Source organism: Stenotrophomonas sp. STEN083, assembly GCF_056759195.1.
This window is the reverse complement of record NZ_JBRRCU010000001.1, coordinates 77,671-99,031: the sequence shown is the minus strand read 5'-3', so window position 1 is coordinate 99,031 and position 21,361 is coordinate 77,671. Positions and strand designations below refer to the sequence as shown.

At 62.9% G+C, this 21,361-nt stretch carries 22 protein-coding genes and 1 pseudogene; 9 read left to right on the top strand and 14 right to left on the bottom strand.

Annotated features, from left to right (window positions below; all coding sequences use genetic code 11):
- Window positions 1–27 precede the first annotated feature (27 nt).
- The 8 genes from ACVOK8_RS00430 to moaA all read right to left on the bottom strand — a co-directional run bounded on the left by ACVOK8_RS00430 (window position 28) and on the right by moaA (window position 6,515).
- Window positions 28–1,446 carry a NarK family nitrate/nitrite MFS transporter gene (locus ACVOK8_RS00430; RefSeq protein ID WP_481565078.1) on the bottom strand — a complete coding sequence of 473 codons (1,419 nt, stop codon included), beginning with the start codon at window positions 1,444–1,446 and terminating at the stop codon, window positions 28–30.
- Between the two features lie 148 nt (window positions 1,447–1,594).
- Entirely contained in the window at window positions 1,595–1,966 is a 372-nt protein-coding gene (locus tag ACVOK8_RS00425; protein ID WP_481565077.1) for a DUF7009 family protein, read from the bottom strand.
- The gene (gene mobA / locus ACVOK8_RS00420; protein WP_481565076.1) at window positions 1,963–2,532 is read right to left on the bottom strand and encodes a molybdenum cofactor guanylyltransferase; all 570 of its coding nucleotides are present in this window, start codon (window positions 2,530–2,532) and stop codon (window positions 1,963–1,965) included. The genes ACVOK8_RS00425 and mobA overlap by 4 nt, the downstream gene beginning before the upstream one ends.
- Window positions 2,510–3,010, bottom strand: coding sequence for a molybdenum cofactor biosynthesis protein MoaE (locus ACVOK8_RS00415; RefSeq protein ID WP_481565075.1), 501 nt, complete (start codon window positions 3,008–3,010; stop codon window positions 2,510–2,512). The genes mobA and ACVOK8_RS00415 overlap by 23 nt, the downstream gene beginning before the upstream one ends.
- A 1-nt stretch (window position 3,011) precedes the next feature.
- Window positions 3,012–3,272: a MoaD/ThiS family protein gene (locus ACVOK8_RS00410; protein WP_481565074.1), complete on the bottom strand. Its 261-nt coding sequence runs from the start codon at window positions 3,270–3,272 to the stop codon at window positions 3,012–3,014.
- Window positions 3,269–4,531 (bottom strand): molybdopterin molybdotransferase MoeA, encoded by a 1,263-nt coding sequence (locus tag ACVOK8_RS00405; protein WP_481565073.1) that lies wholly within the window; start codon window positions 4,529–4,531, stop codon window positions 3,269–3,271. Before ACVOK8_RS00405 ends, ACVOK8_RS00410 begins: the two co-directional genes overlap by 4 nt.
- A complete protein-coding gene (gene moaCB, locus ACVOK8_RS00400; RefSeq protein ID WP_481565072.1) occupies window positions 4,528–5,526 on the bottom strand; it encodes a bifunctional molybdenum cofactor biosynthesis protein MoaC/MoaB in 999 nt (332 codons plus the stop codon). Before moaCB ends, ACVOK8_RS00405 begins: the two co-directional genes overlap by 4 nt.
- An 8-nt stretch (window positions 5,527–5,534) precedes the next feature.
- The gene (gene moaA / locus ACVOK8_RS00395) at window positions 5,535–6,515 is read right to left on the bottom strand and encodes a GTP 3',8-cyclase MoaA (protein WP_481565071.1); all 981 of its coding nucleotides are present in this window, start codon (window positions 6,513–6,515) and stop codon (window positions 5,535–5,537) included.
- A 195-nt stretch (window positions 6,516–6,710) separates the two neighbouring features.
- Between moaA and ACVOK8_RS00390 the strand changes: the two genes are divergently transcribed.
- Window positions 6,711–7,115, top strand: coding sequence for a ribonucleotide reductase subunit alpha (locus ACVOK8_RS00390; protein ID WP_481565070.1), 405 nt, complete (start codon window positions 6,711–6,713; stop codon window positions 7,113–7,115).
- A gap of 28 nt (window positions 7,116–7,143) precedes the next feature.
- On the opposite strand, the gene ACVOK8_RS00385 is transcribed toward ACVOK8_RS00390, so the two are convergent.
- Window positions 7,144–7,470, bottom strand: a complete 327-nt coding sequence (locus ACVOK8_RS00385; protein WP_481565069.1) for a hypothetical protein — start codon at window positions 7,468–7,470, stop codon at window positions 7,144–7,146.
- Between the two features lie 606 nt (window positions 7,471–8,076).
- Between ACVOK8_RS00385 and ACVOK8_RS00380 the strand changes: the two genes are divergently transcribed.
- Complete coding sequence (locus tag ACVOK8_RS00380) at window positions 8,077–9,516, top strand: aldehyde dehydrogenase family protein (protein WP_481565068.1); 1,440 nt, start codon at window positions 8,077–8,079, stop codon at window positions 9,514–9,516.
- 57 nt (window positions 9,517–9,573) lie between these two features.
- Here ACVOK8_RS00380 and ACVOK8_RS00375 read toward each other — a convergent pair whose 3' ends face one another.
- Complete coding sequence (locus ACVOK8_RS00375; protein ID WP_481565067.1) at window positions 9,574–10,194, bottom strand: TetR/AcrR family transcriptional regulator; 621 nt, start codon at window positions 10,192–10,194, stop codon at window positions 9,574–9,576.
- A 151-nt stretch (window positions 10,195–10,345) separates the two neighbouring features.
- Here ACVOK8_RS00375 and ACVOK8_RS00370 point away from each other — a divergent pair, with 151 nt between their 5' ends.
- The 4 genes from ACVOK8_RS00370 (at window position 10,346) to ACVOK8_RS00355 (ending at window position 14,305) form a co-directional block, all read left to right on the top strand.
- Window positions 10,346–11,191, top strand: coding sequence for a universal stress protein (locus ACVOK8_RS00370; protein ID WP_481565066.1), 846 nt, complete (start codon window positions 10,346–10,348; stop codon window positions 11,189–11,191).
- Window positions 11,192–11,784: 593 nt separating this feature from the next.
- Window positions 11,785–12,216: a CBS domain-containing protein gene (locus ACVOK8_RS00365; RefSeq protein ID WP_481565065.1), complete on the top strand. Its 432-nt coding sequence runs from the start codon at window positions 11,785–11,787 to the stop codon at window positions 12,214–12,216.
- Between the two features lie 509 nt (window positions 12,217–12,725).
- Entirely contained in the window at window positions 12,726–13,544 is an 819-nt protein-coding gene (locus ACVOK8_RS00360; protein ID WP_481565064.1) for an ABC transporter ATP-binding protein, read from the top strand.
- A 2-nt stretch (window positions 13,545–13,546) separates the two neighbouring features.
- The gene (locus ACVOK8_RS00355) at window positions 13,547–14,305 is read left to right on the top strand and encodes an ABC transporter permease (protein WP_481565063.1); all 759 of its coding nucleotides are present in this window, start codon (window positions 13,547–13,549) and stop codon (window positions 14,303–14,305) included.
- A gap of 226 nt (window positions 14,306–14,531) precedes the next feature.
- Here the strand turns inward: ACVOK8_RS00355 and ACVOK8_RS00350 are convergent, their stop codons facing one another.
- Window positions 14,532–15,797 (bottom strand): glutamate carboxypeptidase, encoded by a 1,266-nt coding sequence (locus ACVOK8_RS00350; protein WP_481565062.1) that lies wholly within the window; start codon window positions 15,795–15,797, stop codon window positions 14,532–14,534.
- A gap of 363 nt (window positions 15,798–16,160) precedes the next feature.
- Between ACVOK8_RS00350 and ACVOK8_RS00345 the strand changes: the two genes are divergently transcribed.
- Both ACVOK8_RS00345 and ACVOK8_RS00340 read left to right on the top strand, forming a co-directional pair.
- On the top strand, window positions 16,161–17,696 hold the full coding sequence (locus ACVOK8_RS00345) for a TerC family protein (protein ID WP_481565061.1): 1,536 nt from the start codon (window positions 16,161–16,163) through the stop codon (window positions 17,694–17,696).
- Between the two features lie 206 nt (window positions 17,697–17,902).
- Window positions 17,903–18,388, top strand: coding sequence for a TspO/MBR family protein (locus ACVOK8_RS00340; RefSeq protein WP_481565060.1), 486 nt, complete (start codon window positions 17,903–17,905; stop codon window positions 18,386–18,388).
- A gap of 33 nt (window positions 18,389–18,421) precedes the next feature.
- On the opposite strand, the pseudogene ACVOK8_RS00335 reads toward ACVOK8_RS00340, so the two are convergent.
- From ACVOK8_RS00335 to ACVOK8_RS00325, 3 genes and pseudogenes are all read right to left on the bottom strand, one after another.
- Window positions 18,422–19,104 (bottom strand): annotated as a pseudogene (locus ACVOK8_RS00335) (Rossmann-fold NAD(P)-binding domain-containing protein).
- A 20-nt stretch (window positions 19,105–19,124) separates the two neighbouring features.
- Window positions 19,125–19,805 (bottom strand): ChrR family anti-sigma-E factor, encoded by a 681-nt coding sequence (locus tag ACVOK8_RS00330; protein ID WP_481565059.1) that lies wholly within the window; start codon window positions 19,803–19,805, stop codon window positions 19,125–19,127.
- A complete protein-coding gene (locus tag ACVOK8_RS00325; protein ID WP_481565058.1) occupies window positions 19,802–20,425 on the bottom strand; it encodes a sigma-70 family RNA polymerase sigma factor in 624 nt (207 codons plus the stop codon). Before ACVOK8_RS00325 ends, ACVOK8_RS00330 begins: the two co-directional genes overlap by 4 nt.
- A gap of 132 nt (window positions 20,426–20,557) precedes the next feature.
- Here ACVOK8_RS00325 and ACVOK8_RS00320 point away from each other — a divergent pair, with 132 nt between their 5' ends.
- Window positions 20,558–21,325 (top strand): hypothetical protein, encoded by a 768-nt coding sequence (locus tag ACVOK8_RS00320; RefSeq protein WP_481565057.1) that lies wholly within the window; start codon window positions 20,558–20,560, stop codon window positions 21,323–21,325.
- Window positions 21,326–21,361: the final 36 nt, after the last annotated feature.

Sequence of the window (21,361 nt, the reverse complement as noted above, 5' to 3'; positions counted from 1 at the left end):
GGAATCTGGCTGCGGTGCGTGTGTTACTCAGCAGGGGGTTTCAGCCCCGCGCCGGTAGTACCACCACCAAGTGACTACAAGGCAGGTGATGTAGAACGCAATGAAGCCGTACAGCGCCATATCCGGGCTGCCGGTCAAGGTGATGGACGAGCCGTAACTCTTGGGAATGAAGAAGCCGCCGTAGGCGCCGATGGCACCGGAGAAGCCGACAACGGCGGCGGATTCGATGCTGGCCTGGTGGGCAGCGGCCTTCTTGCCTTCGGCACCTTCATTGGCCGACAGGCGGTCGTGCAGGGTGCGGAAGATCACCGGGATCATCCGGAAGGTGGTGCCATTGCCGATGCCGCTGAGGACGAACAAGGCCATGAACGAGAGCAGGAAACCGTAGAAGTTGCCGCCCTGGCCATTGCTGGGCAGGAAGTGCAGCACGCCGAATACCGCGGCGATCATCAGCGCGAATACCCAGAAGGTCAGGCGTGCACCGCCCCAGCGGTCGGCCATGCTGCCGCCGACCGAGCGCATCAGCGCGCCCAGCAGCGGGCCGATGAAGGCATAGGCCAGTGGATTCACGTCCGGGAACTGGCTCTTCACCAGCATCGGGAAGCCGGCGGAGAAGCCGATATAGGAACCGAAGGTGCCGATATACAACCAGCACATCAGCCAGTTGTGCTTGCGGCGGAAGATCACCGCCTGCTCGGAGAACGAGGAGCGGGCGCTGGTCAGATCGTTCATGCCGAACCAGGCGGCAATCGCGAAGAAGGCGATGAAGGGCACCCAGATGAAACCGGCGTTCTGCACGAACAAGGGCGCGCCACCATCGACCACGGCCTGTGGAGCGCCGCCCATGGCGCCGAACACGCCAACGCTGATCACCAACGGAACGACGGCCTGCGATACCGATACGCCTACGTTGCCCAGGCCCGCATTCAAACCCAGCGCCATGCCCTGGCGTTGCTTGGGATAGAAGAAGGAGATATTGGACATCGACGAGGAGAAGTTGGCGCCGCCGAAGCCACAAAGGATGGCGATCAGCACGAATACCCAGTACGGCGTGGCCGGGTTCTGCACCGCGAAGCCCAGCCACAAGGTCGGCAGCAGCAGCGATGCGGTCGACAACGCGGTCCAGCGGCGGCCGCCGAAGATCGGGATCACGAATGAGTAGAAGATGCGCAGCGTTGCGCCGGACAGGCTGGGCAGGGCCACCAGCCAGAACAGCTGGTCGGTGGTGAAGGCGAAACCGATCTTGGGCAGGCTGATGGTCACTGCCGAGAACAGCACCCATACCGAGAACGCCAGCAGCAGTGACGGTATCGATATGACCAGATTGCGGGTGGCGACCTTCTTGCCGGTGCGTTCCCAGTAATCAGGATCCTCCGGCCTCCAATCGTTGATGACGCGACCGGGACCGGAACTGCTCTGCTTTGCTACATCGCGACTGGCACTCATGCATCGCTCCAAGGCTGTTTGATACGGCGCTGGCTTGCTGTGCGGTTGCTTGCCCAGTCGCCACGGCGTCATTAAGCCCGGCGCCCCCTGGGGCAGTCTTGATCTTGATCAATCCAACGGCGCTCTCGCGCCGACTACCTGACAAATATCAACTGATGCTTACGGCGTCGGCCGGATTTCGGCGCTGCACGCCGCGTTGACGCACGCTGTCACGTACATCCACATCGAACTGAAGCTGCAGCGGCAATGCCTGCGTCGGCAGCACGAAGCTCAAACCGTCACGGCACGGTAAACGTGCCTGCAGCGCCAGCACGTCTTCGCGCGGCAGCTTGATCATCAACGTGTTTGCATCGCCATCCAGCAGCGCCTCCGCCATGTCGTGCAGCTGCAAGTGCTGCGACAGGGCTCCGGGCGTGCCAAGCCAGGTCTGGTTCTCCAGCACCTCGCCAGCGAGCAGGCGTGCCAGCTCGCTTTCATCAATGCGCAGCCGTAGCGACTGCGACTGGATCTGGACTTTCATGACGCAACTTCCTCCCATTGGCGGGGGGTATTGCAGTTCACAAGGCGGGCTTCGGCACCGGCTGGCAGCGGCAGCTCCAAGCCGCCGAGGCGGCGCTGGAACATCCGTAGCGAGCGTGGCCCGTCTGTACCCGTGACCATTTCATACAGCAGACTGCGACAAGTGCCGTCGATGTTCAAGTACATCGGCACCGGTTCCCCGCAAAAAGTTGCACACGACGCGGCTCCCGCCCCAGCCAGCTGTCGCAGCAATGTCACATCCAACAAGGGCATGTCCACCGCCACTACCCATGCAGGCCCGTCATCCAGGGTCTCCACCACGCTGTGCAGGCCGCCCAGCGGGCCGCAGCGCGGCACCGCATCGGGCACCGAATCGAAGCCGGGATAGTCGCCACTTACGCGTATTGGCCGGGCGCCCAACGACTCGAGCAGCATGCAACTGTGCTCAAGCAAGCTCCGCCCGCGCCAACGCAGCTGGGCCTTGTCCTGACCCATGCGGCTGGACAGCCCGCCGGCCAGCACGATGCCGGCGACCGGCGCCGGCTCAATGCGAGTGGTCGTGGACATGTCCGTCGATGTGCGCGTGCTCGGTATCGGGTTGGCACAGGCTGCAGCCCTCGCTCCACTCGCTGTCGCCATCCTGGTAATGCTCCTGCTTCCAGATCGGCGAACGGTGTTTCACCCCCTCGATCAGCTGCCGACAGGCGCGGAAGGCTTCGTCACGGTGCGGACTGCCGGCAGCGACGACCACGGCGACATCACCGACCGCCAAACGGCCTTTGGCATGTGCCACATACAACTTGATGCGGGGGCCGAAGTCGGCGGTGATATCGGCGATCTGCCGCTGGAATTCGTTCATGACCAGCGGCTCGAACAAGTCGTAGGTGATGCCGAGCACCGGCCGGCCCTGGTTCAGATCGCGCACCTTGCCGATGAAGACATCAATGCCGCCGAAGCCCGGATCGGACACGGCCGCGATGCCTTCACCCGGATCAATCGCCGCATCGGCGCGGTCCACCACTTTCCATACGCTTTCGAAGCTCATTTCAGCCTCCACTTACTGGCGGCAGGATGGCAACGCGTCCATCGCCGGGTAACGAGTCGCTATCACGCAACACGCGTTGTTCATCAGCAAAAGCCGAGTAATCGACCAGTCCGGCACGGAACTGCGGGAAGCGCTGCTGCAGCAATGCGCGCAGCGCCCTGCGCAGATCGACGACTTGCCCGCCTTCGACAGGCACGCTGATCTCGCGCTGCGGGTTCAGCTCCGAGAACGCACCAAACAACTGCACCACTATCTCTTTCATGACATCTCCAACGGGCTCAACTGCACCGGCTCGCGGTGGCCCCAACCCTGTACACGTACCAGACTGCCGGCCGTGGCCAGATCGTCATCGCCCTCCAGCACCACCCACGCATTGGCGCGCAGCATGGTCTTGAGGCGGAACGACTCCTGCCCTGCCAGCACACTCACCCTCAGCTGCCCGCCTGCATCGGCCTGCACGCGTGCGCGTGCATGGAAGCGCAGGCCCGGTGGCTTGCGCACGTCGGCCTGCAGCGGCAACTTCAGAACGGTCTCCTCGGCCAAGCCCAGCATCTTTCGCAGCACCGGCTCAACGAAGAAACGCAGACCCACCGCAGCGGAAATCGGATTGCCCGGCAGGCCGAAGTACAGCGTGCCATCGGCAAGCCGCGCGAACAGCAGCGGCTTGCCGGGACGGATCGCGACCTTGTGGAAGATGATCTCGGCACCACGCGCGCGCAGCGCATCGGGAATGAAATCGTAGCGCCCCTGCGACACCGCGCCGGTGCTCAGCACCACACGCGCACCGGCGGCCAAGGCCGCGTCCAGCGCGGCATCAAAGGCGGCCACGTCATCACTGACCACGCCGTTCCAGACCACGTCCGCACCTGCAGCACGCAGGCGGCTGACCAGGAACGGGCGGTTGCTGTCGCGTATCTGCCCGGACTGCAGCTCTGCGGTCGCATCGCTGATCAACTCCTTGCCAGTACTGATCACCGCAACCTGCGGTTGCTGCTGCACCTGCACGGTGGCTACGCCGAGTGCATGCAGCAAGGTCATCGCATTGACGTCGAGCATCGCGCCCGCAGCGAGCACGGTTTCGCCCTGCTCCACATCCTGGCCTCGAAGCCGAACGTGCTGACCGGGCTTCACCGGTGCCTGCAGGCGCACGCGGGTGGGACGGCCTTCCACGGCCTCCAGCACTTCCACCTGTTCAACCGGCACTACGCTGTCCAGACCCGACGGCATGCGCGCGCCGGTCATGATCTCCCAAGCCTGCGCGGAATCACCGTCTGCAGCGGCGGTATCGCCTGCGGCCTGCCAACCCTGCACCTGCAACACGCTGCCCGCCATCACCGGCTGCCCGTTTGCGCACAGCGCGAATCCGTCCATCGCGGCGTTGTCGAACGGCGGCAGGTCCTGCGCGCTGTTTACCGGTGCGGCCAGTATCCGATCGACGGCAGCAGCAATCGAAACCTGTTCACTGCGCGCGTCTGGTGCGGCCGCCAGCAACTGCTGCAGCGCCTGCGCATAACTGATCATGCGTGTGCGCCCCCGTCCATCATTGCCAGCGCATGGCCAAGCACGGGGGTGAGGATGTTCATGCACTGTGCGGCGGCGCGCGGGCTGCCAGGCAAGGCGATGACCAGCAGATCGTCCAGTTGCACGACTTCTGCGCGGCTCAGCCAGGCCATCGGTGTGTGCTGGGCACTGAGCCCGCGCAGCATCTGTGCCAGTCCGGGCACCGGGCGTCCACCCAATGCCTGCAAGGCCTCGGGCGTCAGATCACGCGGCCCCAGGCCAGTGCCGCCAGTGCACAGGCACAGACGTACGCCATCTGCAGCCAGCGCGCGCAGACGCGCGACCAGCGGTTCGATGCCGTCGGCCAATATTTCGTTGCTGACCACCTCACCGCCCAAGGCCTGCAGGCCCTTGACCAGCACCGGCCCGGATTCGTCGACATAGTCGCCGCGACTTGCGCGGTCGCTGAGGGTGATCACTGCACAGCGCGCGGCCCCCAAGGTTTTGGGCCGGCGCGGGCGGAAACGTTCGAGTTCGCCGGCATCCATGCCTTGCGGATGCGTCCACACGCCACTCTTGCCGCCTTCCTTGAACAGCAGGCGGATGGCGCTGATCTCCAGCGCCGGCTCGACCGGCTTGCTCAGGTCGTACAAGGTCAGCAAGGCCGCATTGACGCCAGCCAGCGCTTCCATCTCCACCCCGGTACGCGCTTCGCTGGCACACTCGCACCAGACCCGGATCGCCTGCCGTTCCGGCACCGGCGCGCAGTACACGCGCACCAGCTCCAACGGCAGCGGATGGCACATCGGCATCAATGCCGAAGCCATCTTTGCCCCTTGCAGACCGGCGATCTCAGCCATCACCAGCGCATCGCCCTTGGGCAGGCGGCGCTCGACGATCAATGGATAGGCAATCGGCCCGGCGATCAGCTCGCCCACCGCCACCGCGCGGCGGCGGGTGATGCGTTTGTCGCGTACATCGGCCATATGGAATGCCGCACTTATCTGCCCACTCATTGCGTGTTTCATCCTCCAATCGAGGCCAGGTGCGGGGTAAGCCCGGTCTGGCCGAAGTGCAGTCCATGCCCGGCTGCCTTGAGCCCAAGCTGGGTGGTGATGCGCGCCAGCAGCGCGTCCTGGTCATCGTCGGACTGCAGCAGCGGACGCAATGCCACGCCGAAGTCACCGAACAGGCACAGGCGCAGATCGCCGCGCGCGGTGACCCGCAGGCGATTGCAGCCTTTGCAGAAATCCTTTGAATACGGGGCGATGATGCCAATGCTGCCGCGATGCTCGGGGTGGCTGAACTCGCGTGCCGGGCCGGCATCGGCGGCGCGCTTGCGCTCGCGCCAACCGGCAGCCAACAGTTGTTCGATCACCACGTCGGCGCGCAGATGATGGCGCTCGTAGTACTCGCGGTTGTCACCGGTGCGCATCAGCTCGATGAAACGCACGCTGATTGGGCGCTCGCGCAGAAACTCCATCCACGCCGGCAGCTCGTCATCGTTGAGGCCGCGCAGCAGCACCGCGTTGAGTTTGATCGACTGCAGGCCAAGTTCCTGCGCCAGGGCAAGGCCTTCCATGATTTCGGGCAGGCGGTCATGGCCGGTGATGGCGTGGAAGCGATCACGCTGCAGGCTGTCCATGCTGACATTGAGCGCCGTGAGCCCGGCGCGGTGCCAGCCGGGCAGATGCCGCGGCAACAGGCAGCCATTGGTAGTGATGGCCACCTTGCGGATACCCGGCACCTGCGCCACGGTGGCGATGATCTGGGTCAGGTCCTTGCGCAGGCTGGGCTCGCCGCCGGTCAGGCGGATCTTGTGCATGCCCAGCGCGGCAAACCCGCGCACCAAGCGTTCAATCTCATCGACCGCAATGAACTGCGGCCGGCCATCGGCCTGGTAACCGTCGGGCAGGCAGTAGCTGCAACGGAAGTTGCAGGCCTCGGTCAGCGACAGACGCAGGTATGGAAAGCTGCGACCGAAGCCGTCGGTGAGTTGGCTCATGGCTGTTTCACCTTCTGACTCCACGTTTGCACGCTCGCCCGGCATGCCGGGATGCCCTCACCTTTGTTGACAGGTTGTCAGCCTACGCGGGGCATTGCGACGATGGCATGACTTAAATCAATTCAGACCCCAGCCAGACCCTGGTCAGCTGTGGCAGCATGGCTTCTCAATGGCTTCCTCCTTGTGAAAACGATCATGATGCTGAGTGATTTCGACGATCTACTGCGTGCCGCTTCGGAGCAGACCGAGCCACAACGCCTGTTGTTCGTGTTCGTCAAAGCCGACCTGCCTGAATCCCCGACCGCCGATCAACATGCGCGCCATGACAGCGGCGAAGGCGGCACCCTGAGCCCGGTGCTGTGCGTGGACAAAGCCCCGCAGGAAATCGCCTCGTTCGCCGCACTGGCCGCCGAGTCCGCCAATACCGGCCTGCCCTGGGATCTGGTATTCGTCGCCTCGTTGGACGGCCGCGCGGGCATTGCTCCCTCCAGTGATGAGGCCGCGCAGCCACTGCGTTTGATGGTCAATGCGGTCAACGACGGCCAGATCAGCCGCTTCGCCGCGTTCGACCGCGATGGCGCGCCCGTACAGTTCTATTAGCCCGCAGCTCAAGCAGCGCCCAGTTCCACTAGGTCGCCAACTGCAGCAACAGGAAGAAGATCACCAGCACGGTGTTCACCCCCCACGCCACGGTCAGCCCCCGTGCGGCCATGCCATAGCCGGGGTTATGTGCGCTGGGCGCAGCCCGCCACACCGCGGGGATGATCCAGCCGGTGTAGAGCAGCAACACCGCGAACAGGCCAAGCAGCAAGCTGGTCTTGCCTTGCATCAGCGCCCATAGCGCGGCGGCCCATAACAGATTGCTGGGAATCACCCCCTGCAGCCAGAACACCCGCCACAGGCGTGAGGGCGGCAGCTTGTCGCCCGGGGCACTCATCGAACCAACAGCAGTCATGATCGGGACTCCTGAGTTGCGCAGCACTGTACCCGAGCTTGCACCTGTGGCGCGGGCGGGTCAAATCCGCTGGCAACCCATGCCGCATAGCCGCCAACAGTGCGCCCCGTATGCGCCCAGCAAGATGGCCTGCTTACCCGGCCGCGGCCTGAAAACATTGCTACGGAACCTTGCAATGTGAAAGCAATGACCTCGCCCTTGAACCTGGCCCGGCTTTTCTCACGGCGCGGTAGCTGCGCCATATGTCTGCTGCCTGGATGACAACCATGACTTGGTCATGTCGCAGGCACGCTGCGCGCCGCGTGATGGTGCTGTATCTCCAACTTTCTGTCCGGGCTGACCTGACACATTGCAGCTGCTGCCTTCCCTTAACCTCGCTCCTCGAAGTCCGCAGCACCAGGCATGTTCCCGTTGAAAGATGTCCGCAACCTGCGACTGCAAGCAATGCGCCGCGCCCAGCAATGGTCTCCACATCAAGGTAATCCGAATCCAAGCTCGCGCCGGCCGCTGCAAACGCAGCGCAACGCCTTTGCTGCTTCGGAAAGGCGCCTTGTCAAACAGACATCAGACAGACCCCTGGCAAAAAACCGGTAACGGAGATGGACTATGTACGACAAGAATGAGCTGGAGCGGGTACTCAACCTGCAACGCGCTGACTTCCTCAGCCAGGGCGAGGCCAGCCAGCAGGCGCGCAGCGCGCGCGCAAGCAGGATGGCACTGGCATTGCTGGAGAACATCGACGCCCTCAGTGCGACCTTGTCTGACGACTACGGCGGGCGCCCAGCCGCGCTGTCCAAGGCCTTTGAAGGGCTCAGCTGGGTGCGTGACATCGAACATTCCCTGGCCAGCCTCGCGCAGTGGATGGCCCCGCGCGTGGTACCGGGCGGCTTCGTGCAGGCCAAACCCAAAGGGGTGGTTGGCATCATCGGCGCATGGAACTTCCCGCTGGCGCTCACCCTCCAACCTGCCATGGCGGCGCTTGCTGCCGGCAATCGGGTGATGTTGAACTTCCCCGAACAACATCCGCGTACCGGCGCCTTGCTACGGGAAATATTCAGCGCCCGCTTCGATGAGGCCGAAGTAGTCATCTTCAATGGCGACCTCGGCACTGCGCAGCAGTTCTCCACGCTGCGCTTTGACCACCTGTTCTTTACCGGCTCCCCGGAAGTAGGCGCACTGGTTTCGCAGGCGGCAGCCAGGAATCTGGTGCCGGTGACGTTGGAGCTTGGTGGCAAGAACCCTGTAGTTGTAGCCCGCGACGCGGATCTGTCGTTGGCGGCAACCAGGATCACCTCGACACGCCTGGTGAACGGTGGCCAGGTCTGTCTATGTCCCGACTATGTGTTCGTCCCGGATGAAAAGTTCGAGGAATTCATTGGTCACCTCAAGACACAGATCCGCAGAGTTGCTGGCGATTACCTGCACAATCCGGCGACCGTTCCCATCGTCAATGAGCGCAACTATGAGCGCGTACTGGCGTTAATCGACGATGCTGTGGCCCTGGGCGCCCAGAAACTGGAGCCCCTGCCGGAAAGCCAGCTGCAGCGCCTCCCTGACCGCGCATCACGCAGGATCGCGCCCACGTTGCTGATCGACGTGCCGGAGGATGCGCAGATCAACCACCACGAGATCTTCGGCCCGGTGCTGGTTCTGAAGCGCTACAGCCAAGTGCAGCAGGCCACCGACTACATCGCGCATCACCCGGCCCCGCTGGCCGCCTACTGGTACGGGGAAGACGGCGCTGACTTCCGCCATTTCCTAAGCCATACAACCAGCGGCGGCGTCAGCCGCAACGACGGCTTCATCCACGGACTGCTGCCCGATACGCCATTCGGTGGCATAGGAAACTCGGGATCAGGCGCCTACCACGGCCGCGCCGGCTTCGACACGTTCACCCACTACCGCGCCGTCGCCAACGGTGCTGGCGAACAGGGTGCGGCCGACGCGTTCGTCAATGGCGCGATGCTCGATCCCGCTGCACTGGCCAGCGTGGATGGCGCCATTGCAGCGGCAATCGCCGGATTCAAGAACTCAGCTGGCTTCTGAGTAACACAAGGACCTTCTTCGCCAAATTTTTTCCGCTGCGAAGCGTGGGCCCAGGGCTCAATCAGCATCATCAAGCAGGCAGCGCACCAGCTTCTCGACCAGACGGCTCACCTGCTTGCGGTCCACGTCCGTGCCCACCGCACCACGCACCATCACACCGTTGAAAATGGCCGAGATCATGTTCATCCGCAGCTCCACCTCGGCCGCGCCCAAACCCTTCGGCAGGCCGACCCGATTGGACAAAGCCATGAATTCACCCGTCACAACCTTGTCCGATTGGCGAAGGATGCGGCGGATGGCTGGATTGCGCGCGGCCTCAGCCGCCAGCTCCAGTTGCAGCTCCAGATAGGCCGGGTCCAGGCAACGGTCCACCGAGTCGGCCGTCTGCCGCGCCACCCGGGTTGCCAGGTTGCCACCGCTCTCGTCTTCCTGCAGCTTGCGGGCAAGCTCGGAGAGGTTCTGTTCCTCGCGCTTTGCGATGGCCTCGACGATGGCCTCCTTGTTCTCGAAGTAGTGATAGATGTGCCCTGGGCTCATCCCGGCCGCTTTCGAGATTTTGGCGATGCTGGTGCCGTGGAAACCATTGCGTCGGAAGCAGGCGCTAGCCGCGTCCAGCACCTGCTGGCGACGCGCCTCACCTTTTTCCTGACTTGCTGGAGCGCTACTGCTCGCATTCATGAAACGCACCCTGGGATGACGTGGTCGGATCTGCACATGACCGCGATGGCGTTGTGTAGTACGATCATTCTAACTAGAACGATCATTCTAATTCTGGTTGAACGCTTGGATGGCCACCCCGGCGCCGAGCCGAGCACAACGGAGCACGCCCATGACCACCCTGCTGAAAGACATCGCGGTGCTGTTCGACGCCAGCGAATCCGGCCAACAGATCCTGGATACGGCAACCCGTCTTGCCGGCGGCCACGCCTCGCATCTGATCGGGATCACCGCCCTTGCCCAGCAGCCGGCCACCCTGCAGGCGGGTTTCGCCAAAGGCGAGGCGCTGCATGAAGTCATCGTTCGCCACCAGTCGGTAATGGCCGCGCGCGCGTTCCAACTCGGGCAAAGCTTGAATGACGCCTTGAGTCGTCATGAGGTCAGTGGTGAGTTGCGGGTGATATCGCATGCTGAATGCAGCAGCGAGTCCTCGCTGCATGCGCTGTACTGCGACCTGCTGGTGGTGAGTCACCCGAACATTCCGGCCTCGCCTCTGACCTGGTCGGCGCCGCAGATCCTGCAGCAATCGGGCATTCCGATCCTGATCGTACCGCGTGATTGGGGCGACAAGCCGGTTGGCAAGAAGGTACTTGTCGCATGGAACGGCAGCAGGCAATCGCGCAGGGCCATCGCCGATGCGATGCCAATGCTCATCAATGCCGAAGAAGTCACCTTGCTGATCATCGATGCGGAGCGCAAGGCCGAATTGCACGGCGACGAACCCGGCGCGGACATGGCGGCCTATCTCGCCCGGCATCATGTGAAAGTCGATCTGCAACGGGTTGCTTCGGCGGGGGCTTCGGTCGCTGAGGTGATCGTCACCCACGCAAAAACCGCGCACTGCGACATGGTGGTGTTTGGTGCCTATAGCCGGCCCAAGCTGAGTGAAGCGCTATTCGGCGGTGTGACCCGGACACTGCTGTCGGAGGTTCCCGTTCCGCTGTTCGTTTCCCAGTAGCTGCAACGGTCAAGTCTTCTGCATCAATCAACAGCTTGATGCACATGATCAAGCATGTGCGTCAGGCCAAATGAATCTCCTGCTGACTCTCCTTCAGCAGAGATAACTCCCGGTCTCTCCCCCGACCGTGGAGTCCTGCAGTCCATCGGGCTGCGCGAATGTCGCGATGACGTACGCGCCGGGAGGCGGTAGAGCCCCGCCTCCCGGCTTTTCGCAGATGCTCATTTTTGCTGCGAAAACACGCTTTGCGAGCGGCGGCAATTCAGCCGCAACTGCGTTCCCACTCCACAATGGAACGCTTCCTTGGCAGAGCCAGACCGGCGCCAAAGAATCATCGAATCACCGCACTGGAACGTATGGCGCCGAGCACAGGACAACCACGCTGGCATAGCGTCACACGCAACTATGCTGCCTAAACCAATGCGGAATGAATCACCCGTAAATCCGCGACAAACCGTCTCATCTACGCAAATACACCGGCACTGGCGGGCTCGTATCATCGAAGTGCCGAGGAAATCGCGGCACCACGGCTACCAGCACACAGGTAGCCAGGCGAACTATTCCGTTTGAGTAACCTGCACCAGGAAACATCAATGAACGTCCGCGAACTCCTGCAGTCCAAGAAACAAACCGTAGTCACCATCGACGTCGAAGACACCATCGGCGCCGCCGCGCATAAGATGAGCGCTAACAGGATCGCCGCGCTGGTGGTAATGAAAGACGACGCACCGGCGAGCATCATTTCCGAAAAGGACATCGTGCGCACTCTGGCCGAGGATGGCCCTCAGGCAGGACGCAGGGTCATCTCCAGCCTACCTTCGGCTGGCCTGGAAGGCATTGCACCGGAGGCAAGCCTCAAGCAAGCCATGGCGCTGATGACGTATTCGCGTCACCGCCATCTGATGGTGACCGAAGGCTCCAAGCTGGTTGGCATCCTCAGCCTCGGCGATATCGTCAAGAACCTGCTCAGCGAGCTGGAACTTGAAAAAGCGGTACTGCAGGACATCTACACCGCCGCGCACTAAGCCACACAGACGCGCTCAAGCTTAGCCTGTGCATCACACACGCACAGGCATTGGCTCAACCCCCTGAGGCGCCCATAAGCACCACATGGCGGTGAACGATCGCGGCCGTCACCATGCTTGAAGGACCGCGATCAAACCTTGCGCTGGCCAGAACCCATCGATAGGGGTTGCAGCCGTCCGAAAATACAGGGCAACGCCGCTGCCAAGCTAAGCATGGCGCTCGAGCATCCTGCGCTCGCGCTCGTCCTCCGTCGCCCGTACCTTGTCCTACCCGTTGCCGTACCCAGCGCTGCCTCGTGGCCTGCACTTGATCATCCGGCGGCGATGCGGGTAACTGACAACGACACCCGCGCTGGCCTTCCATGGCGGTATTGCCGTGTGGACCGACTCTGGCATCTGAGCGCGGATATCCCGATCTGGCCGCACGCGACGACTGAAATTTCAGCCTCGCGCTGCGCCCAGCCCCTTTCGCTGCAGCCGTCGTCCCTCGCAAGGTAGTGCTACCTGACATGGAAGCAGAAACACGCAATACCAATCCTGGCAAAGCCACCGCCCCGCAGCCAGCCTTGCAATACGAAGGTGAGTACGCAAGTCATCCCATCATCGAGCTCAGCCACGTGAGCAAGCGCTATCGGGGGAGATCTGCCGTCGCTGATCTCTCGCTGACCGTCGCTGCCGGTACCTTCTTTGCCTTGCTCGGCCCCAACGGGGCTGGAAAAACAACATCCATCCGGATGATGTCGACCCTGACCCGGCCGGGCAGCGGCACGATCACGGTCGCGGGACACGATGTGGAAAGAGATGCCGTAGCCGTGCGCCGCCAGATTGGCGTTGTGTTCCAGAACCACTCCCTGGACGAAGAGCTCACCGTCAACGAAAACCTGCAGCTGCATTCAATGATTCATTCGATGCAGGCGGCCGATGCCAGACGTCGCGCAAGCGCACTGTTGGAGCTGGTTGGTATGGCCGCGCGTGCCGGCCAACTGGTGCGCGGCCTGTCCGACGGTGAGAAGCGACGCGTCGAGATCGCGCGTGCACTGCTACATCGGCCGCGGATCATTTGTCTGGATGAGCCAACCGTCGGCCTGGACACCCAGGTCAGGAACACGCTGTGGTCATACCTCAAGCGCATCTCCGCGGCGGAGGGCATCACCGTCGTGTTCACCACGCATTACCTCGAAGAGGCCGAGGCAATCGCTGATGGAGTCGCGCTGATCAATCGCGGGCAATTACTTGGCAGCGGAACCATCCAGGCAATGAACAGTGCGCTGGGCACGACCGGGCTTACCGACACCTACCTGCAGCTGACAGGCAAGGAGCCAAGCTGATCATGTTCAAACCCATACATGGCCTGTGGCTACGCGACATCAGGAAGTTCAGTCGCAGCCGCTGGAAGATCATCAGCGGCCTGGCCCAGCCTGTGCTCTATCTGGTAGTGATGGGAATGGGCATGGATCAGGTGTTCCAAGCCGCCGGCCATATCAGCTACCAACGATTCCTCTCCCCCGGTGTGGTTGCGATGACGGCAATCATCACAGCGTTCATCAGCGGGTTTTCGGTGCTCTGGGATCGGAAATTCGGCTTCCTGAAGGAAACCCTGGTGGCGCCGATGCCGCGCTGGCAATTGGTTGTCGGCAGGAGCCTGGGCGCAGCCACCACAGCCGCGCTGCAGGCTTCGCTGGTGCTGGCCTTGGTGTACCTCATCCTTGCGCAATGGCCAGGCGTGCTCACCTTGCTGAGACTGGAAGCTGCAATTCTCGCCATCGGTTTCCTGTTCGCCGTCCTCGGCACGCTGTGCGGTGCACTCATCGACGACTTCCAAGCCATACAGGTCATCATCAGCTTCATCCTTATGCCAATGATCTTCCTGTCCGGGGCGCTCTTCCCCCTTCCTGCAGGCCATCATGCCCCCATCCTCGGGACGCTCATCAGGTTCAACCCAGCAACCTACCTGGTCGACCTCATCCGACAAGCAATGGGGCAGCCGGGAAACTATCCAATGATGACTTCGCTTTTCGTGTATATCGGTCTGCTAGTCATCGCGCTGGCGTTGTGCATACGCGCGTTCGCCAGAATCGATGCGTCCTAGCAACCACCTATCCATAGCAGGCCAGATCTACCAGCGGCCTCCGCTGCGCTGCGATGGGGGAGATGCAAGACGAAGAACGGGTTCCGCGCGCATCGGATGACCACCCACCAGATCCTCCATCCGGATCATCAACAACAGGAAAGAAAAGCAGAAGCCCACGTTGCCGCGGGCTTCTTTCGCGCATCCAAACACCTGCAAGGGTGCGAACGTCGCCTGGTCAGCCGCCTCAGTTCGGCGCGCGCTTGGCTAGCTCGATCAGCATCCGCGATGCCAGGTAAAGACGTGGCGGAATGGAATCGATCTCGATGTACTCATTGCGTGCGTGGTAGCCCCAACCGGCAAGCCCAAGGCCTTCCAGCACTGCCGCATGGCCGGAGCGGCCGGCAAACCCGGCATCGGTGCCGCCATTGGTGGTTGGATGCATCAGCAGCTTGCGTCCATCGAGTTCGGCGTAGATCTGCTGTGCCAGGTCGGCCAATGCGCGGCCGCGCTCCCCCGCCATGTAAATGGGACGTAGAGGCTCCAGCGTCACCGTGGTGATGGTGTCCGGTACCAGATGACTCTGCTTGACCTTGGCCTGCAGCGCCGCCAGCAGGTTGGCATTGCTATCGACCTGCATCACCCGCGCATCGCCACCAACTTCCGCGCGCTCCGGAATCTGGTTACGCGCCGTGCCGGCATTGGCAGTGGTCCAGTTGAGCTGCGCGCCGGGGACGCCGGCAGCGACGTCCTTGGTCTGGATGATCTGGTGGGCCAGCTCGACGAGTGCGTTGCGGCCCTGCTCCGGTGCCGCACCTGCATGTGCGGACAGGCCCTGCACCGTCATCCGTACCTGCGAGGTGCCGGCGGCACTGAGCAGCACGCCTTCGCTTTCGATCACCGCCTTGGCCGGCGATGGCTCGAAGGACAGCACCACGTCGTGCTCGTCCGCAAGTTTGGCAATGGTTTCGCCCGAGCCGGGCGAGCCGATCTCTTCGTCCGGGTTGAACAATACGGTGATCATCGCGTAATCATTCCAGCCACGCGCCTTGAGCAGGGCCAGCGAATGCAGGATTACCGCGATGCCGCCCTTGTCGTCGGCAATGCCCGGGCCATACAGCAGGTTGCCCTTCTGGTGGAACGGCTCCTTCTCAAGGATGCCGCGGTCGTAGACGGTATCGGCGTGGGCGATCAACATCACTTTCAACGTTCCGTTGCCAGTGAAGGTGCCGCGGACCAGATCCGGGCCACCGGTGGCCGAAGCGAACCGCTCAACCTTGGCATCCAGTGCAAGCAGACGCTTGTCCAGATACGCCATCAGCTTGGCAACGCCCTCATGATCGTTTGAGCCCGATTCCACCGTCACCAACTCTCGCAGCGTCTCGATGACGGCCGGCTGCTGGGCCGTGGCCGCTGCCTGCAACTGCGTATCAAGCTGCGCCTCCTGTGCCTGCGCTGCTGATGCACCTATCGCCAGAAATCCATTGAAAATCGCTACAAGTGCAACACGCATGTGCCACTCCTCCGATCACAGTCGCTGCAGGAAAATGCCTGCCACCATCACCATTCAGGTCCAATCGAGCGCATGCCGGTACAGCGTCGGCTGCTGCCCTAGCCTATCAGCAGCAGGTGACGCCCTGGCGGATTTGCCAAGCGGAGACTGCAACATCTCTACCAAGGGCCGAAGCCCATGGAGACCATGCGCGGCCGGATCTCGCAAGAAGTGACCGGCTGCGTTGATCCCTGCCCACGCGACAATGCAGCGTCCCGGCGCGAATGAACATGAAAATGAACAACACTAGAAATCAACGCGCTTGAGCGAAGCGGGTTGCCGCAGCGTGCGATGATCGAAGTCCCTCCGCTACCTCAACCCTGCATGGAATGGTTATCCGACCCAACAATCTGGATGGGTCTTTCCACACTTGTCGTGCTCGAAATCATCCTCGGCATCGACAACCTCGTCTTCATCGCGATCCTTGCGGACAAGCTTCCCCCACACCAGCGTGACAAGGCGCGCCTCATCGGCTTGAGCCTGGCGCTGTTGATGCGACTGGGCCTGCTGGCCACGCTGTCCTGGATCATGCGGCTCACCGCGCCACTGTTCTCCGTATTCGACCAGACCTTCTCCGGCCGTGACCTGATCCTGCTGGTCGGTGGCCTGTTCCTGTTGTTCAAGGCAACGATGGAACTGCACGAGCGGCTTGAAGGGCGCTCGCACGAAACCGGCGACAACAAGGTGTACGCCAGCTTCGGCCTGGTGGTGACGCAGATCGTCATCCTCGATGCGGTGTTCTCGCTGGACTCGGTGATCACTGCGGTCGGCATGGTCGACCACCTCGGCGTGATGTTTGCCGCAGTGACGATTGCGATGGCAGTCATGATGCTGGCCAGCAAGCCGCTCACCAGTTTCGTCAACCGTCATCCGACGGTGGTGATCCTGTGCCTTGGCTTCCTGTTGATGATCGGCTTCAGCCTGGTCGCCGAAGGCCTGGGCTTCAAGATTCCCAAGGGCTATCTGTACGCTGCGATTGCGTTCTCGGTGCTGATCGAGGGCTTCAACCAGTGGACCCAGTTCAACCGCGAGAAGCACACGCAGAACCTGTCCTTCCGGCAGCGCACCTCCAACGCGGTGCTCAAGCTGCTGGGGTCGCGCCCAACGCAGACCGTTGCCGGCGAGACCCACGCGCCAGCCGATCAGCTGCCATCAGGTCTTGCCGCTTCCGAGCACGACATGATCCGTGGCGTGCTGGCCCTGGCCGACCGCTCGGTGGCAAGCGTGATGACCGTGCGCGCCGATATCCAATGGATCGATCTCGGCAAGGGTCCAGAGCACACCTCCGCGCAGTTGATGAGCTCGCCACATACCCGCCTGCTGGTGGCCGATGGCGAACTGGATAACCTGCAAGGCGTTGTGCAGAGCCGCGACCTGCTCGCAGGCGTTCTCGCCGGCAAGCCTTTGGTACTGGCGGATTACCTGCGCGAGCCGCTGACCCTACCCGAGGGCGCGACTGCTTTGCGTGCGCTGGAACGGATCAAGCAGCACCCGATTCCGCTGGCGGTGGTAGTCGACGAATACGGCAGCGTGCAGGGTCTGGTTACCGCCAACGATCTGCTGGCGGCCATTGCAGGCGATCTTGCCGATACCCGCGACGCCGATTTCGGCGCCGAACAGGTGGACGGCAGCTGGATCGTGGATGCGTCCATGTCGATCGAAGACGTGGAGCGCATCACCAGCATCACCCTGGAAAGAAGTCCGCTGTATGTCAGCCTGTCCGGCTTGCTGTTGCATGCCCTGGAGCGACTTCCAGTGGCTGGCGATACTGTCGAATCGGCTGGCTGGCGCCTCCAGGTCATCGACCTGGAGGGCAGGAGAATCGGCAAGACACGGATTTCCGCTATCGAAAAACAGTAACGATCATGGCGGGCGTCGCGGCTGCCGCGTGCAGCCGTGACGCGTCCTGACAACCCTCCCGTTTCAGGCGGATGCAAGGCAGGCGGATCGGTCTGCTGGGGTGATCCAGGCATCGATCACCATTATTGGCAGTTGTCACTGCATCCAAACCCAGCGCCGCTACGTACAAGCGACATCGCACACGCCAGAAAGGACCAACAAGCGCCATGCAGATACGTAGACAGTTCCTCGGGTTCTCCGGCTGGCTCCTGGTCACCTTCTTCGCCGCTGCGCTTGGTGCCCGCGCCTCCATCTCGGCCTCCAGCTTCTACGCCGAGCTTGTACTACCGGCATGGGCACCACCGGCGAGCCTGTTTGGCCCCGTGTGGACAGCGCTTTACGCGATGATGGCGCTGGCAGCGTTTCTTGTCTGGCGCGAACGCGGTTGGCGCGCGGCTGCACCTGCGTTGACCCTTTACCTGCTGCAGCTTGGCATCAACTCATTGTGGAGCTGGCTGTTCTTCGGCTGGAAACTAGGTGGCTTGGCCTTCGCCGACATCCTGCTGTTGCTGGCGTTGATCCTTGCCACGTTGGTGGCGTTCTGGCGCGTACACAAGCTGGCGGCCTGCCTGCTGCTTCCCTATCTTGCCTGGGTGAGCTTTGCCAGTGTGCTCAATTACGCGGTCTGGCAGGCGAATCCCGGGCTGTTGTAAACAATCCAAGGCCTTGCCTGCGCGGCAGCAGGGCTACGCCGCATCGGTATCCCCCAACTGGTTGATCTGTGCGCACTCCACCACGGCAGGCGGATCGCGCATGCGTGCCAACGCTATCATCGCGCGGCCAAGCGTCAGGTTGCTGGTGAACAACGATGGCAAGGCCACACCTGCCAGCTGCATCAGTGGCCCGCCAAACACATAGAGGGGCTTCAACAATCCATGCTGGGTGCCGGTTCCAGCTGCCGGGCGCACACCACCTGGCCGCAGCATCACCGTACGTCCCGACAGTTGGGAAAGTGCCCGCTCTGTTTCGCCTTTGATGCGCAGGGGCATCAAGTGGCTTTCAGGATTGGCGTGCGCACCCGATACATACAGGAACATCCCTTGTGGATTGGCTGCGAACCAGGTCTGCGCGACTGCCAGTGTGGTGTCCAGCGTGACTCGCCGATACTCATCCTCCGCGGTGCCAATCGGCGCCGCACCCGCACAACAAAAGCAGGCATCAAAGCCGACCAAGTCCGCACGGCGGCGGTGCGCCTGCTGGAAATCCTCCAGCGTCAACTCCTCCGTCGCCGTAACCCCCCCCCCGCGCGCCGCACCAGCGCGACCGTGCGCTTGACGTGCGCGGAACCTGCGCAGGCCAAGGCCACGCCTTGACCGACCAGACCGCTGGCACCGGTCACCACGATTTTCAGGCGTCCGGCATCGTTCATGGCTGGCATCTCCGTGCGAACTAGAGTTTGACGAAACGCTGGATCTTGCGTGCCATCCAGCCGCTGAACACCAAGGGAGCATCCAGCGCCGACACACAGATGCACGGCACCCCGGGCGCGGTCACCGGCTGGTGTTCCACGTCGGCATCCAGATCCGCCACATCGCCGGGCGCGAACAAGCCCAACGCGTCGTTGTAGGAGCCGCGCAGGATCTGGGTCAGCTCACTGCGGCCATGGCTGTGCATCGGCAGGCACTTGCCAGGAGCGATCTTCAGCATGATCAGTGACGGCATCTGCCTCGCGCGGATGCAATGCACACCCGGTGCCATCCAACGCCAGCGCAGGCTGCCCAGCGAGTCGCCGAAATAAGGATGCAGTGATGCGGGCAGATATTCCGGGTCGGCCTGTGGCCGCTCGGGTGGCAAGGGGCGCTCTGGCTTCTGCTCCGGCATCGCAGCCGTGCTGGGTTCCATCAGTTGCGCCAGCATGGCGGCGCGCAATGTTTCGCGCCGCGTTTCCTCCAGCACCGGCTGGGTTTGCTCCAGCAGTGCCGAGCCGACCGCTTCGGCATCGCGCAGGCGTAGCCGGCAATGCAGGCACTGCTCGAGATGGGCGCCAGCAACGATGCTCAACGGCGCCTGCAAGGCGCCGGCGGCGTAACTCATCAAGGTCGATTCATGCAGGTGGTGGTGCGGATTCATGAGCCACCTCCGACCTTGGACTGCAGCAGCAGGAAAGCCCGCCGCAGATGTGATTTGACCGTACCCAAGGGCATCCCCAAGGCCTGCGCGATCTCGCCGTGGCTCTTTGCTTCGAAGTAGGACATCCGCACCAGCCGCGCCTGCACGGCTGACAGCTCATTGATCCGCTGGCGCAACCTCGCATGATCGGCGAACTGCTCGGCGCTGCTGCGGTCGAGGTCGTCAGCCGCCGCCGCATGCTCGACTGCGGCCTGCACCAGCGTCCAGCTACGCTCATGGCGCACACGGTCGATGTGCAGGTTGCGGGCGATGCGATACAGCCAGGTACTCAGCGCCCCTTGGGCTGGATCGAATTCTGCGGCCCGCAGCCACAAACGCAGCAGACACTCCTGCGCCAGTTCCTCGGCTACCGCTTCCGGGGCACCCAGGCCACGCAGGTATACGCACAGGCGTGGCATGAAGTGATCGTAGATACGCATGAAGCAATCACGGTCGCGCAGCCGCGCCACGCCGTCCATGTCACCGGCCCAGTTCATTGGCTCTTTGCTCAGCTGCGGTGAACTGGACACGATCCGGGCGGTGTCGAATGGGGAAGGGGCTTGGCGGAGATCAGGGTACATCTGCGTGGGCAGGGTTGCAGTGAATGTGTTGTCCTTCCTACGCGCGTTGGCGGCGTTTGGATGCACTGCCCTGCCTGCATCCAGCGGCCGGCCCCGCCCGTAGGCAATGGGAGCTCATTCCGGAACGCCCCCATGCGCATGGCCTGCCTGTTGCTGTTCCTGCCCCTGACAGTGTCGGCAGCGCCGCTGCTGCGCGGTGAAGGCGTTGCCACGACCCGCAACGGGGCTGTGGCCTACCGCGAGGTGCATTGGCAGCGCGGAGCCGGCGACGCAGCGGAGCGCTGGGTGCACTACCTGTGCCCCGACGGCCGGCCCTTTGCGCGCAAGCACATGCAGGTCAACGGTTCCGCCCAGGCACCCAGCTATCGCTGGGAGGACCGGCGCAGTGGCCAGACCGCCAGCGTGGCAGCGGCAGGAGGCGTCGTCCAACTGAATTGGAAAGAAGATGCGGCGGCGGAAGCACGGGCACAGCGGCTGCCACTTCCGGCCGATGCCGTGATCGATGCAGGGTTCGACGCCGTCGTGCGCGCGCACTGGCAACGATTGATGCAGGGCGAACGGCTCAGCCTGCAGTTCCTGGTACCCAGCCGTCAGCGCTACTACCCGGTGCAGGTGCAGCGTGTCGGCGCCGTCCGCTGGCAGGGAATGGATGCCCAGTCGATCCAGGTGCAGCTGGATGCGTGGTACGGGGTGGTCGCGCCGCGTCTGGCGCTGGTCTATGCCGATGCTGATCGGCGCCTGTTGGAGTTCCACGGCACCAGCAACCTGCGTGATGGCGGCGGTGATTACCCGGTGGTGACGGTGCGCTTCGCGCAGAAGGCAGTGGAGCGTCCGCTTGCACAATGGCAGGCGGAGCTGCAGCAGGCACTGGTGGTGCGCTGTGCCGCCGCGCCGGGCTGACCCGATGGAATCTTCATTACGCTGCATCCAATCATC

Coding starts and splice junctions, on each gene's coding strand:
- ACVOK8_RS00430 (WP_481565078.1), bottom strand. CDS start 1,446: ATGAGTGCCAGTCGCGATGTAGCAAAGCAGAGCAGTTCCGGTCCCGGT.
- ACVOK8_RS00425 (WP_481565077.1), bottom strand. CDS start 1,966: ATGAAAGTCCAGATCCAGTCGCAGTCGCTACGGCTGCGCATTGATGAA.
- mobA (WP_481565076.1), bottom strand. CDS start 2,532: ATGTCCACGACCACTCGCATTGAGCCGGCGCCGGTCGCCGGCATCGTG.
- ACVOK8_RS00415 (WP_481565075.1), bottom strand. CDS start 3,010: ATGAGCTTCGAAAGCGTATGGAAAGTGGTGGACCGCGCCGATGCGGCG.
- ACVOK8_RS00410 (WP_481565074.1), bottom strand. CDS start 3,272: ATGAAAGAGATAGTGGTGCAGTTGTTTGGTGCGTTCTCGGAGCTGAAC.
- ACVOK8_RS00405 (WP_481565073.1), bottom strand. CDS start 4,531: ATGATCAGTTATGCGCAGGCGCTGCAGCAGTTGCTGGCGGCCGCACCA.
- moaCB (WP_481565072.1), bottom strand. CDS start 5,526: ATGAGTGGGCAGATAAGTGCGGCATTCCATATGGCCGATGTACGCGAC.
- moaA (WP_481565071.1), bottom strand. CDS start 6,515: ATGAGCCAACTCACCGACGGCTTCGGTCGCAGCTTTCCATACCTGCGT.
- ACVOK8_RS00390 (WP_481565070.1), top strand. CDS start 6,711: ATGATGCTGAGTGATTTCGACGATCTACTGCGTGCCGCTTCGGAGCAG.
- ACVOK8_RS00385 (WP_481565069.1), bottom strand. CDS start 7,470: ATGACTGCTGTTGGTTCGATGAGTGCCCCGGGCGACAAGCTGCCGCCC.
- ACVOK8_RS00380 (WP_481565068.1), top strand. CDS start 8,077: ATGTACGACAAGAATGAGCTGGAGCGGGTACTCAACCTGCAACGCGCT.
- ACVOK8_RS00375 (WP_481565067.1), bottom strand. CDS start 10,194: ATGAATGCGAGCAGTAGCGCTCCAGCAAGTCAGGAAAAAGGTGAGGCG.
- ACVOK8_RS00370 (WP_481565066.1), top strand. CDS start 10,346: ATGACCACCCTGCTGAAAGACATCGCGGTGCTGTTCGACGCCAGCGAA.
- ACVOK8_RS00365 (WP_481565065.1), top strand. CDS start 11,785: ATGAACGTCCGCGAACTCCTGCAGTCCAAGAAACAAACCGTAGTCACC.
- ACVOK8_RS00360 (WP_481565064.1), top strand. CDS start 12,726: ATGGAAGCAGAAACACGCAATACCAATCCTGGCAAAGCCACCGCCCCG.
- ACVOK8_RS00355 (WP_481565063.1), top strand. CDS start 13,547: ATGTTCAAACCCATACATGGCCTGTGGCTACGCGACATCAGGAAGTTC.
- ACVOK8_RS00350 (WP_481565062.1), bottom strand. CDS start 15,797: ATGCGTGTTGCACTTGTAGCGATTTTCAATGGATTTCTGGCGATAGGT.
- ACVOK8_RS00345 (WP_481565061.1), top strand. CDS start 16,161: ATGGAATGGTTATCCGACCCAACAATCTGGATGGGTCTTTCCACACTT.
- ACVOK8_RS00340 (WP_481565060.1), top strand. CDS start 17,903: ATGCAGATACGTAGACAGTTCCTCGGGTTCTCCGGCTGGCTCCTGGTC.
- ACVOK8_RS00330 (WP_481565059.1), bottom strand. CDS start 19,805: ATGAATCCGCACCACCACCTGCATGAATCGACCTTGATGAGTTACGCC.
- ACVOK8_RS00325 (WP_481565058.1), bottom strand. CDS start 20,425: ATGTACCCTGATCTCCGCCAAGCCCCTTCCCCATTCGACACCGCCCGG.
- ACVOK8_RS00320 (WP_481565057.1), top strand. CDS start 20,558: ATGCGCATGGCCTGCCTGTTGCTGTTCCTGCCCCTGACAGTGTCGGCA.